Source organism: Variovorax paradoxus, from assembly GCF_030811855.1.
GTDB classification, from domain to species: Bacteria; Pseudomonadota; Gammaproteobacteria; order Burkholderiales; family Burkholderiaceae_C; genus Variovorax; species Variovorax paradoxus_L.
Map to the genome: position 1 here is coordinate 473,893 of NZ_JAUSRN010000001.1, position 11,876 is coordinate 485,768.

Sequence of the window (11,876 nt, forward strand, 5' to 3'; positions counted from 1 at the left end):
CGTTAATTGTTGAACGATCGTTTGTCAATCGAAGAAGAACCCAGTGAAACCCCGTTGACGGGGCTGCATTAATCACATAGCTTCCGTTTACCAAACGTTCGTTAACTTAAAGGAGCCATGAATGCGCAAGTCAGTTGATTTTTTCTTCGATGTCGGCAGCCCGTCGTCGTACCTCGCCTGGACGCAGTTGCCGGGCTTGTGCGCCAGCCATGGCGCCGAACTCGTCTACCGGCCGATGCTGCTGGGCGGCGTCTACCAGGCCACCGGCAACGCCTCGCCCGCCACCATCCCCGTCAAGGGGCGCTATACGCAGATGGACTACGAGCGCCACGCGCGCCGGTATGGCGTTCCGTTTCAAGGCAATCCGCACTTCCCGGTCATCACGCTGTTCCTCATGCGCGCTGTCACCGGCATTCAGCTGCGCCGCCCCGAGCAGCTGCAGCAACTGCTGGCCTGCGTGTTCAAGGCGCTCTGGATCGACGCGCTCAACCTGAACGATGCGCAGCTCACGGCACGCATCCTGACCGAAGGTGGATTCGATCCCGCCGAAATCGAGCGCCTGACGCAGGACCCCGAGACCAAGGCCGCGCTGAAGTCGACGACGCAAGAGGCGGTCGAGCGCGGAGTGTTCGGCGCACCTACGCTTTTTGTCGGCGACCAGATGTTCTTCGGCCAGGACCGGATGGACTTCGTTCGCGAAGCGCTGCAGCCCTGAACCCGATCCACCGCACGAAGGAAACCACATGGAACACCGACTCTGGCATGCCTCCTATCCGGCAGGACTTCCCCACGACGTCATCCTCGAGGAGCATGAAACCCTCGTCACCCTACTGGAACGCGCATTCACGAAGCATGCCGCCAGGACCGCCGTGACCTGCGCCGGTGAATCGCTGACCTTCGCGCAGGTCGAGCATGCATCGGCGCTGCTCGCCCGCTCGCTGCAAGCGACCGGCCTCAAGCGTGGCGACAGGGTCGCGCTGCTGCTGCACAACAACCTCATCTACCCCGTGGCATTGGCGGCCATCCTGCGCGCGGGCATGGTGGGTGTGACCATGAATCCGCTCTACACCGCGCGCGAGCTGCAATACCAGCTGACCGATTCCGGTTCGTCCGCACTGCTGGCAGCCGAGCCTTTCATGGGGCTCGTCAACGAGGTTCTCGACCAGACCCAGCTTCGGTATGTGATGACCGTGCCAATGAAGGAAGTGAAGCCGGCCTTGTTTGCGACGGGCGGCAAGGCGCACGCAGTGGCGGCGAGCCATGGCCGCCAGGTCGTCAGCCTGCGGGATGCAACCTCCTCGCTCGCAGATGCCGACTTCACCAGCGAGCGTGTCAGCCCCTCCGACCTGGCTTTCCTGCAGTACACCGGCGGCACGACGGGTGTTTCGAAGGGCGCGTGCCTGACGCACCGCAGCGTGCTTGCCAGCTCGCTGCAGATGCGTTCATGGCTGGCACTGGCCCTGGACATCGACAACTTCGAGATCGTGACACCGCTGCCGCTGTATCACATCTTTCCGCTCGGCACGACGTTGACTTCACTCGCAAGCGGCGCGCACAACCGGCTGGTCGTGAATCCGCGCGACGCCCAGGGGCTGTGCGCCGAACTCAAGCGGGCGCCCTTCGACATGCTGATCGGCGTCAACACGATGTTCAATGCCATGGTGACATTGCCGGAGCTGGCCGACATCGACTTCTCCCGCTGCAACGTGGTCATCGGCGCCGGCGCCTCGATCCAGGCGGCCGTCGCCGACAAGTGGGTGGCAGCCGGGGGCCCGCCCATCACCGAAGCCTACGGGCTCACCGAGACATCGCCCAGTGCCACCTTCAATGCGTCCGGCCGCAACGGCTCGATCGGCGCACCCGTGCCCTCCACCGACGTCATGATCGTCGACGATGCGGGCGAGCCGGTGCCGCTCGGCACGCCCGGCGAGTTGCTCATCAAGGGCCCGCAGGTCTTCGCGGGCTACTGGAACCGCGAGGACGAAACGCGCAGGTCCTTCACGCCGGACGGCTGGTTCAAGACCGGTGACATCGTCACCATGGACGCGCAAGGCCTGATGTACATCGTCGACCGCAAGAAGGACATGATCCTCGTCTCTGGCTTCAACGTCTACCCGAACGAGATCGAAGGCGTGGTCGCCATGCATCCGGGCGTGCTCGAATGCGCGTGCATCGGGGTGCCGGACGAGCGTTCGGCGGAGGTACCCCACCTCTTTGTCGTCCGGCGCACGCCGGGCTTGCAGGCCGAGGAACTGGAAGGGCATTGCCGCAAGCTTCTTGCCGCGTACAAGGTGCCGCGCCACATCACCTTCATGGAGGCATTGCCCAAGAGCGCGGTGGGAAAGATCCTTCGCAAGGAGCTGCGGGCACCCGCGACGACGACGGCGTGAAGAAGGCCGTGATGGCGCTTCAGCACCGCTGATGGCTTGATCGGCTACTTCGCCTCGACGACGGCCATGGTGATGCGTGATACGCAAGTCAGCTGGCCTTCGTCGTTGGTCATGTCGATCTGCCAGACCTGCGTCGTTCGGCCGATGTGAACCGGCCGGGCGGTGCCCGTAACCCAACCCTGCGTCACGCCGCGCAGATGGTTGGCATTGATGTCCAGGCCCACGGCACGCTGGCCCTTGCCACAGGAAAAGTGCGCCGCGACAGAGCCCAGCGTTTCGGCCAACACCACCGAGACGCCGCCATGCAGCAGGCCATAGGGCTGCCGGGTGCGCGCGTCCACCGGCACGCGGCCGCGGATGAAATCGTCGCCCACTTCAAGGAACTCGATGCCGAGGTGGCTGGCCGCCGTATCTTTGTTGCCGGCGGTGATTTCGTCGACGGAGATGGGTGTTTTCCAGATCGACATGGCCGCCATTCTAGGCAGCCTGGCTGCGGCGTGCTTTGCGCGAGCCAGGGTGCTTTGCAACAGGCGAGACCAACCCCCGCATCAATGTCAGCAAGGCATGTTCGAGGTCTTGCTCGAAGTCGTATCGCAAACCCTCCAAGCCTGGCAACTCGACCACTTGCGCGGCAATCTCGACGGGGTTGCTGAGCGGCCACAGTCCGATGATGAGCGGCACCGCATGCTTCACCAACTGTTCAAAGGCTCGCACCGGCATGTCGGGCATGCGGTCATGGAAGTCCTGCGCTGCGCGTTGCCGAACGGCCAGCAGGTTGCCCTTGAAGTCGACCATGCGTTCGAACGACACCTTGCGCTCCAGGATGGACGGCAGGATGCTGGTCAGCCGGCAAAGCAAGGGCCGGGCTGAAATTGTCGAGGCGAAGACGCGGGCGATGTGTTCGACGCTCGCGCCGGCTTTGCCGCCGCGCGCCAGCGCCATGCCCAGCTCGGCATGCCACTCGGCAAATTCCTCGACGAGCAGATCCATCAGCACGGCTTCGCTGCTTTCGAAATACCGGTAGACGTTCGACTTGGTCATCTGCGCCTCGCGCGCAAGTTCGTTGATTCCCAGATCGAGGGCCGCCGGGCTCTGCCGCAGCATTTCTCGGGCGGTCGCCAGCAGGTGGCGGCGTCGCTCCTCCTTCTGCTCGACGGAGCGCGCGCGTACGTACGAGAGGGGCGAATTCATGCGGGGATCACACTCCATTTTGATAAAAGACCGGTGGTCTGCTACATTACAGACCATCGGTCTCCAATTTTGCCTGAAAGCAAGGATGCCGGCCACCTCGCGCTTCACTGTCACTTGAACAAAGGCACACATCATGGCTACCAACTCCGACTCCTGGGTTCTCATCACTGGAGCGTCCAGTGGTTTTGGCGAAGAATTCGCGAGGCAATACGCGGCCAAGGGCCACCCGCTGATTCTGGTCGCGCGCCGCCTCGATCGGCTGCAAGCCTTGTCTGAGACGCTGCAAAAGGCGTACGGCGTCAAGGTGATCGTGGAGCAGGTCGATCTGTCGGACGTGGCCGCCATCAACGGGTTGCACGCAAACCTCCGTGAGCGGGGAATCCCGGTGGAGATCCTGATCAACAACGCAGGCCATGGCTTGCAAGGCACCTTCCTGGACACGCCGATGCAGAGCGCCTTGGACATGCTGCAGCTGGACATCGCAAGCCTGACCGTCATGACGCGGCTCTTCGGCGAAGACATGCGCGAGCGCGGCCGCGGAAAGATACTGCTCGTCGCCAGCATGTTGGCTCAGTTTGGCGTGGAAGACATGGCCGTCTATGGCGCAGCCAAGGCCTACGTACTGCGCCTTGGGGATGCGTTGCATCGTGAGTTCAAGCGCGATGGTGTGACGGTCACCTCGCTGTGCCCCGGCATGTCGGACACCGGCTTTGCGCAGGCCGCCAAGCAGAAGATCACTTGGGGACTCAAGCTGCTGATGATGAAACCGGCACCGGTGGTGCGGGCAGGGATTCATGCGCTGCACACCGGGCGGATCAGTGTCGTTCCAGGCTTCAACAACAAGGCTGCCGTGGCGATGGTGTGGGCCACACCGCGATGGCTGCACCAGGCCATCTTTGCGCGCGTCATGAACGGTTGAGCGCCTTGTGCGTGGCGACTCGGCTCCAGCGAAGCAGCCATCGGCTCTCGATGCCCGAGCCTGCCTTGCATCGCGATCAGTGCGCTACACTATTTTTCGCCTTCACAGCGTTCGATCTGCTCCCTCCAACGGAGTCGTGCGCTTCGCACGTACTCACTCCATCGACAAGTCACGCTCCTCGTGGACACGTCTCAAAAACTCTCGAAACGCCCCTCCTCCGCGCAGGCAGATTCGCAAGAAGGTCCGGGCGAGGTCGATGAGCGCTTGTTCGTCGGTTCGATGGAAAAGGGCATGCGCATTCTGGAACTGTTCAACGAACATCCCTCGGCACTTTCGATCGGCGACATCGCTCAGCACACGGGAATGGGCCGCAGCGCGGCGCAGCGTTTCGTCTACACGCTTCACCGGCTCGGGTACCTCGGCAAGGACAGCGAGTCAAAAAAATACCTTCCTTCGCTGAAGCTCCTGGGGCTGGTGCGTGGCATCCATCGCCACCACCCGCAGCGAGAGCTCGCGTATCCACTGCTCGAGAAGCTCGCCAAGGAAACGCGCGAAACGGTGTCATGGGTCGAGCTGGACGGTGACGAGGTCGTCGTGTTGTTGAACATCCCTGGGGCGCACGTCACGGCCATCAACCTCCCGGTCGGAAGCCGCTTTCCTGCGCTCACCTCTTCATCGGGCCAGGTGCTTCTCTCGCAAGCGCCGCAGGCACAGCTCGCGAAGATGCTCGATGCCCTGTCACCCGCGGTGCGGGCCCGCTTCGGCACCCGCAGCCGATCGGAGGTACTTTCGATATTCCGCAAGGCGGCGGAAGACGGTCACTCGTTCACGGAGAAGAATTTCGGCGACGACGGCGTCTCCGTGTCGGTGCCCGTGACGGACATTTCGGGACGCCCCATTGCGGCCCTGAACGTATCGACCGTCCGTTCGCGCTACGACATCGCCCAAGTGCGCAAAGTGATTCTTCCCCGACTCCAACTGGCGGCGCGCGAAGCCTCCGTCTGAGCGCCGCGGCTCTCGCGCGCTTTTCCCCCTTTCCCCCTTTCCCCATTTCCCCATTTCCCCATGCCGGCGGCCGATGGCCGATGGCCGGCGAATAGCCCGCGCGCACGGCTGCAGGCGTACCCACATCCCCCACTTGACGAAGCGCTGGATAGCGCGCAATATTAATTGAAATGCAAGCAAGTCAATTGCATTGCAATTATCTATCGCTAAGGCTTTTTCACGGAACAAGATGTCGCAGGCAAACCATTCGACCGGCTCCGTCGCCATGGACTCGCTCAGCGAGGAAACGATCGGCGAACTGCTCGCTCGCCGCGCCCGCTCGAATCCTGAAGACATCTACTGCTCTTTCCGTAGCGAGCGCATCAGCGTCGGATTGCTGGACCGCCGAGTGAACCAGGTCGCGACCCTGTTGAAGTCGCAAGGCTTGCAAAAGGGCGACCGGGTCGCCGTCATGCTGCCCAGCCATCCGGACCATCTCTACCTGCTCTTTGCATTGGCCCGACTGGGAATGGTTCGCGTGCCGATCAACGTGCACCTGCTGGGCGCGCCGCTGGCCCACCTCCTCCACGAACTGGCGCCGCAGGCCATCGTGGCCGACACCGCACTCCGCGCGGCCCTCGATGAACTCGGAATCGCCCTGCCGCACATGATCTGGCGCAACGGCATCGACGCGGAATTCGATCGCTTCGCATCCTGCGACGAGGACAATGCAGCGCCCCTCGTGAAGACCGACGAGATCATCGCCCTCAGTCCCAGCTCGGGCACCACCGGCGCACCCAAGGGCGTTCTGAAGTCCGACCGCCAACTGCGCGCCGGACCGATGGCCATCCTTCGCTTGACGGAGGCCGGACCGGGTGACGTCTTCTTGTTTTGGGAGGCGCTGCACCACGGCTCCGGCGTGGCGGTCGCGATAGCCGCGCTGATGGGGGGCTTCCAGCTGGCGATGCTGGAACGCTTCAGCGCATCGCGGTTCTGGGACGACGTTCGTCGCCACCAGGCCACGCACATCCACTACCTGGGCAGCGTGCTGCCGATGCTGCTGAAGCAGCCGGAGCGCCCCAATGACCGCGAGCACGGCGTCCGCATCGCCTGGGGCGGCGGCTGTCCCGCCGAAGTGTGGCACGCGTTCGCCGAGCGTTTCGGCGTATCGATGCGGGAGGGCTACGGACTTTCCGAACTCATCACCTTCGTGACGGCAAACATCGACGGTCCGCCGGGCTCCATCGGCAAGCCGCTGTCGTACTACGAGATCTCGCTGCTCGCGGACGATGGATCGGTGGTGGCCGAACCGGGCGACAAGGGCGAGATCGCAATACGCGCGCTCGATCCACGCCTGGGCTTCCTGGGCTACTTCAGGAACCCGCAGGCCGATGCCGCCGCGCGCCGCGGCGAGCTATTCCTGAGCGGCGATCTTGCGCACCGAGATGCGAACGGCAATCTCTTCTACGCGGGGCGCAAGAAGGACATGCTGCGGCGGCGCGGAATCAACATTGCGGCCTGGGACGTCGAGAGCGTCTTTGCGCAGCACGATGCGGTGGCCGAGGTCGCGCTGGTCGGCGTTCCCAGTGACCTGGGCGAGGACGAGCTCAAGCTGTTCGTGCGTTTGCGCGAGGGCGCAAGCATCACGCCGGCCGACCTGATCCACTGGTGCAGCGGCAGGCTGCCGTACTTCCAGGTGCCCCGCTACGTGGAATTCATCGACGCCTTTCCCAAGACGCCGACGCAGCGGATCCAGAAGAAGGAACTGTCCCGCGGCGTGACGGGCGTATGGGACGCCGACGCCGCGGGCTTTCACGCGGCCAAGCGCTGAGGCTGCACCCGGTCTAGCGGTGTCCATCGATTTCCCGATTCCTCGACTGAAAGGAAAAACCATGATCCGAGTTCCCTTGAACCTCTGGCGGCATGCACTGGTGATGATGTCCAGCCTCGCTTTCTGCGCCTGGGCCCAGGCCGCCCTCGCCGACAAGCCCATTACCTTGGTCGTGGCCTTTCCGGCCGGCGGCGGCGTCGACGTGGTCGGGCGCATCCTTGCGCAGGGCATGTCACAGAAGCTGAAGCTCTCGGTGGTGGTGGACAACAAGGCGGGCGCCTCCGGTGCAATCGGGGCGCAGTTCGTCAAGCGCGCGGCACCGGACGGCCACACGCTTCTCATGGCACCGACCACCTCCTACGTGATGTCGGAAAAGATGTCCGGCACCGAGGCCGTCGGCTACGAAATCGCCAAGGACTTCAGGCCGGTGGCCACCGTCGGCGAGTTGCCCCTGGTCATGCTCGCGTCGAAGGCGAGCGGAATCACCAACTACGCGGAGTTGGCCGCCAAGGCCAGGCAACAGCCGGGCAAGCTCGCCTACGGATCGTCAGGCAATGGCTCGACCGAACACATCGTGACCGAGTGGTTCCGCCAGCAGGCGTCGCTCGAACTGTTGCACGTTCCCTATCGCGGCTCCGCGCCTGCGATGGCCGACCTGTTTGCAGGCGAGATCCAGTTCATGGTGACCACCTCGCCCACCGCGCTCACCAACTTGGCCTCAGGAAAGGTGGTGGCCGTGGGCGTGGCGAGCCCGCAGCGGCTGGACATCTTCCCGGGCCTTCCCACCTTCGCGGAACAGGGCCTGCCGCAGTTCGTTGCCGCTTCGGTGTATGCGGTGCTGGCGCCCAAGGGAACGCCCGATGACGTGATTGCCACCTTGAATGCGGCACTCAACGAGACACTGGACGATGAAGCAGTCAAGCGCCGCTACGCGCAGCTGGGGATCGAGGCCGTCCGCACCACGCCTGGGCAGGCGCGCGACAGGCTGCAAAACGAATCGAACAAATGGGAGCAGGTGGTGCAGCGGATCAGGGTCGCTCGATAGAACCCACAACACTTCTGGAGCCGATCAATGACAGACACAACTTCCACAAGGCCCTGCCTGACTCTTGCCATCGACAAGGGCGTCGCCCTGATCACGATGGACCGCCCGCACGCGATGAACGCGTTCGATCGTACGCAGCGCGAACTCTTCCAGTCTGCCCTCCTGTCGGCCGATGCCGACGCGGACGTTCGCGTCATCGTGATCACTGGCGCCGGCAAGGCCTTCTGCGCGGGCCAGGACCAGCACGAAAGCGCCGCCATGGACGCGGCGGGCTCGGCGGCTCGTATCGACAGCTACATGGCGCTCTACGAGGTGTTTCGTGGGCTCGGCAAGCCGGTCATCGCCCGGATCAACGGCGTGGCCGCCGGCGCAGGCCTGCAGATCGCGCTCATGTCGGACCTTCGCATCGCGTCCACCCAGGCACGCTTCGGCATGACGGAGTTCAAAGTGGGCTCCGCAGCGATCTTCGGCAGCGCGCTGCTTCATTCGATCATCGGCGAAGCTGCGATGAAACGGCTCGTGCTGCTGGCCGAGATCGTGCCGGCCGCACAGTCCCTGGCGCTCGGCCTGGTTCATGAAGTCGTGGACGACGCTCGCCTGGACGAGCGGGTGGCCGAGATCTGCACGCAGGTGTTGCAGTGGTCGCCGACCTCCGTGGCCATTACAAAATCGTGGTGGAAGGAGATGGGCGACGAGATGTTCGCCAAAGCTGCGGCTGCCGCCCGCCGCGGCCACGCCATCAACTTTGCGTCGGGCGCCTACTCGCTCGGCGCAAGGAAGTTCACCGAACGCAAGCAGGCGAACCGCGCCAATATGTAGAGCGCGGTCACCATGCAACACCGGAATGCGACAAACATCTCCTCCTCACAGCAGGTCTGTCAGTTCGCCAGGCCATAGCTGCGCGCTGTGAAGAATTCGCAAGATGCGAACGCAGTCCTTCGCTACGCGGTAGGCCACGATGTACGGTGTGCGGCGAACGATCAGCTCGCGCGTTCCCTTGACGCGCCCTGGACGCCCGCGCTCTGGAAACTTCAACAGCAGCAGCACTTGCGTAGCAATGCGCTCGTCCACTGCAATCGCGGCACGCGGGTCGTCTTGCTCGATGAAGTCGAAAATCCGATCCCGGTCATCCATCGCAAGCGGCGACCACTCCAGCCTCACGCGGGACCTTCACCCGCTTTTCGCATCGCAGCGGCTCGGCGCTTGGAAAAATGCGCTTCAACTTTCTCGTGCGGGACCGCAGGGCGCGGATCATCCAAGGCCTCCTGCACCTTGGCTCGGAACCAGGCGTCATGGGCGGCGGCATCAACGATCAAGCCCGCGGGCAAAGCGCCCTCCTTGGCCACACGCGTCAAGACGATCCTCATCACGTCGGAAACGGTGAGCCCGATGTTGTCGAGCACTGCGGTGGCGCGCTCCTTCACCTCAGCGTCTATGCGGGTCTGGACCAATGCGTTTGCGACCATGGCAGGCCTCCAAGTCAGAGAACAACAGCTGAATTGTAATTCAGTTGAATGACATCATGATATCAGCGGGTGCGCTTACGATTCGCATTCATACCCAGGCCGCCCATGCTCCTCCACGTCGACGAAGAGATCACCTTCCGCAAGCTCGAGATCCTGCTGGCGTTCATGGAGACCGGCAATCTGGCTCGCGCGGCGGAAAAGCTCGAGATCAGCGCGGTGAGCGTGCACCGCGCCCTGCATTCGCTGGAAACGGGGCTGCGCTGCGCGTTGTTCCGGCACGAGGGCCGCAACCTGCACCCGACCGAAGCCGCCAACGCGCTGGCAGAGGTGGCGCGTGAGGTGCTTCGCACCATGGCCCAGGGCATACGCTCCACGCGGGAAGTCGCCGGCTATTCGGCGGACCGGATTCGCATCGGCTCACTCTATTCGCTGACGAGCCGCACGGTGCCGCAGCTGATCATGGGAATGAAGCTGCGCAAGCCCGACCTGCACACCGAACTCGTGCTCGGGTCCAACGCCCACCTGTTGCAGAAGCTGCGGGACGGCGCGATCGACGCCGCGCTGATGGCGATCCCCGATGAGGTTTCGGATGTCGAATCGGAGCCGCTGTTCGAGGACGACATCCAGTTTGCCGCTCCGGTGGGCTCCCCCTACTCCGGGCAAAAGGAAATCGACCTGAGCAGCTGCGCCGGCGAACGCTTCGTCAGCCTGAGCGAAGGCTTCGCCACTTACCGAGGTTTTGTGGAGACTTTCCGCATAGCCGGCTTCACGCCCAACGTGGTGATGAAGACCGACGACATCTTCTCGCTGATGAACCTGGTGAGCGGCGGCGTGGGCTACACGCTGCTGCCGGGGCGGGTGCGCGGCGTCATGCCGCAAAAGGTGCAACTGATTCCGCTGCAGCCCAGGTACCTGATGCGCCAGACCATCGCGCTCAATTTCCTGCGCACGCGCGAACGCGATCCCAATCTGCTCGCGCTGCTGTCGGTTTGCCGCGTGGCCAAAGCCGACCTCGGCTGAGTCCGGGGCAGCTGATCAATCGGTGCGCCGCTATCCGCCCTGCGACGGGCGGAGTTGTGTTGGCCCGCGGCTCACCATGTATTGCGCAGCTCGCGAAGCTTGACGAACACGGTCTTCGGATCCGGCTTCTCGGGCAGATCGGGAAAGGCCTCGCGAAGCGTCGCAATGACGCTCGGGCTCGACAAGCGCAGGAAGGTGTTGATCTCTTTCTCTTCGCGGAGCGTCGTGACGCGGGCGTTGGCCGGGTCATGACCTGCCACGCCGGGCAGCAGCGCCTTGGCGGCAGCGTTGTCGGGCTCGCGCGCGAGCGTGAAACGCAGATTGTTTTCGATGTAGTCGTGGCCGGGGTAGACGCGGGTGTCGTCGGGCAGCTTGGCGAGTTGCTCGACAAAGGTGGTGTACATGGATTCCACATTGCCGCCGTTGTGGCAGTTGCCCGCGCCGGCGTTGAACAGCGTGTCGCCGGAGAACAGTGCCGGCCTTTCGGTGTGAGAGCGCAGGCAGATGTGGCACATCGTGTGCCCGGGCGTGTCCATGCATTCGAGCTCGACGGTCTTGCCGACCTTGATCACGTCGCCGGCCTTGACGCCGCGATCCACGCCGGCAATGCGAGAGCCCGACTGGTGGTGCGCAATCACCTTGGCGCCGGTCGCCGCCACGACGGCCTCATTGCCGCCGGTGTGGTCGTGATGCTCGTGAGTATTGAGGATTTGCGTGATTTGCCAACCCTTCTCCTTGGCGGCGGCCAGGCATTTCTGGTGGTCCAGGGGATCGATGGCAAGAGCCTCGCCGGTCTCAGGGCAAACGATCAGGTAGTTGTAGTTGCGATAGGCGTTGCCGGTCCAGATGCGTTCGACGATCATGAGTTGCTCCAGGTGTCAGATAAGAATGGCACGAACTTAACCCCGACGGCGTTGATGTGCTTCGTTCGGCGGCTCGGCACGGCCCTGAGTGCACATCGGGAGGCTGCACTTTCTGGCGCCACGCTCGACTGATCGCCCTTCGCCCCGCTGCAGATCTTCGTCGAGCT

At 63.6% G+C, this 11,876-nt stretch carries 13 protein-coding genes; 8 read left to right on the forward strand and 5 right to left on the reverse strand.

Going from position 1 to position 11,876, the window contains the following annotated elements:
• The first annotated feature begins 121 nt into the window (after positions 1-121).
• Together J2X92_RS02470 and J2X92_RS02475 are read left to right on the forward strand one after the other, a co-directional pair.
• Positions 122-715, forward strand: coding sequence for a 2-hydroxychromene-2-carboxylate isomerase (locus J2X92_RS02470; protein WP_307573093.1), 594 nt, complete (start codon positions 122-124; stop codon positions 713-715).
• Positions 716-743: 28 nt separating this feature from the next.
• Positions 744-2,390 carry an AMP-binding protein gene (locus tag J2X92_RS02475; protein WP_307573095.1) on the forward strand — a complete coding sequence of 549 codons (1,647 nt, stop codon included), beginning with the start codon at positions 744-746 and terminating at the stop codon, positions 2,388-2,390.
• Positions 2,391-2,434: 44 nt separating this feature from the next.
• Here the strand turns inward: J2X92_RS02475 and J2X92_RS02480 are convergent, their stop codons facing one another.
• Positions 2,435-2,857, reverse strand: coding sequence for a hotdog fold thioesterase (locus J2X92_RS02480; RefSeq protein ID WP_307573096.1), 423 nt, complete (start codon positions 2,855-2,857; stop codon positions 2,435-2,437).
• 10 nt (positions 2,858-2,867) lie between these two features.
• Positions 2,868-3,746 (reverse strand): TetR/AcrR family transcriptional regulator, encoded by an 879-nt coding sequence (locus J2X92_RS02485; protein WP_307573097.1) that lies wholly within the window; start codon positions 3,744-3,746, stop codon positions 2,868-2,870.
• On the opposite strand from J2X92_RS02485, the gene J2X92_RS02490 reads away from it, so the two are divergent.
• The 5 genes from J2X92_RS02490 (at position 3,715) to J2X92_RS02510 (ending at position 9,179) form a co-directional block, all read left to right on the forward strand.
• A complete protein-coding gene (locus J2X92_RS02490) occupies positions 3,715-4,500 on the forward strand; it encodes an SDR family NAD(P)-dependent oxidoreductase (protein WP_307573099.1) in 786 nt (261 codons plus the stop codon). The genes J2X92_RS02485 and J2X92_RS02490 overlap by 32 nt on opposite strands.
• Positions 4,501-4,791: 291 nt before the next feature.
• Positions 4,792-5,505 carry an IclR family transcriptional regulator gene (locus J2X92_RS02495; RefSeq protein WP_307573100.1) on the forward strand — a complete coding sequence of 238 codons (714 nt, stop codon included), beginning with the start codon at positions 4,792-4,794 and terminating at the stop codon, positions 5,503-5,505.
• A 229-nt stretch (positions 5,506-5,734) separates the two neighbouring features.
• Complete coding sequence (locus J2X92_RS02500; RefSeq protein WP_307573102.1) at positions 5,735-7,315, forward strand: AMP-binding protein; 1,581 nt, start codon at positions 5,735-5,737, stop codon at positions 7,313-7,315.
• 61 nt (positions 7,316-7,376) lie between these two features.
• A complete protein-coding gene (locus J2X92_RS02505) occupies positions 7,377-8,360 on the forward strand; it encodes a Bug family tripartite tricarboxylate transporter substrate binding protein (RefSeq protein WP_307573104.1) in 984 nt (327 codons plus the stop codon).
• A 27-nt stretch (positions 8,361-8,387) separates the two neighbouring features.
• Entirely contained in the window at positions 8,388-9,179 is a 792-nt protein-coding gene (locus J2X92_RS02510) for an enoyl-CoA hydratase/isomerase family protein (RefSeq protein WP_307573105.1), read from the forward strand.
• 45 nt (positions 9,180-9,224) lie between these two features.
• On the opposite strand, the gene J2X92_RS02515 is transcribed toward J2X92_RS02510, so the two are convergent.
• Both J2X92_RS02515 and relB read right to left on the reverse strand, forming a co-directional pair.
• Positions 9,225-9,521 (reverse strand): type II toxin-antitoxin system RelE/ParE family toxin, encoded by a 297-nt coding sequence (locus J2X92_RS02515; protein WP_307573106.1) that lies wholly within the window; start codon positions 9,519-9,521, stop codon positions 9,225-9,227.
• Positions 9,518-9,826 carry a type II toxin-antitoxin system RelB family antitoxin gene (gene relB, locus J2X92_RS02520; protein ID WP_307573107.1) on the reverse strand — a complete coding sequence of 103 codons (309 nt, stop codon included), beginning with the start codon at positions 9,824-9,826 and terminating at the stop codon, positions 9,518-9,520. The genes J2X92_RS02515 and relB overlap by 4 nt, the downstream gene beginning before the upstream one ends.
• 105 nt (positions 9,827-9,931) lie before the next feature.
• On the opposite strand from relB, the gene J2X92_RS02525 reads away from it, so the two are divergent.
• The gene (locus J2X92_RS02525; RefSeq protein ID WP_307573109.1) at positions 9,932-10,846 is read left to right on the forward strand and encodes a LysR family transcriptional regulator; all 915 of its coding nucleotides are present in this window, start codon (positions 9,932-9,934) and stop codon (positions 10,844-10,846) included.
• Between the two features lie 71 nt (positions 10,847-10,917).
• On the opposite strand, the gene J2X92_RS02530 is transcribed toward J2X92_RS02525, so the two are convergent.
• A complete protein-coding gene (locus J2X92_RS02530) occupies positions 10,918-11,709 on the reverse strand; it encodes a hydroxyacylglutathione hydrolase (RefSeq protein WP_307573110.1) in 792 nt (263 codons plus the stop codon).
• Positions 11,710-11,876 lie beyond the last annotated feature (167 nt).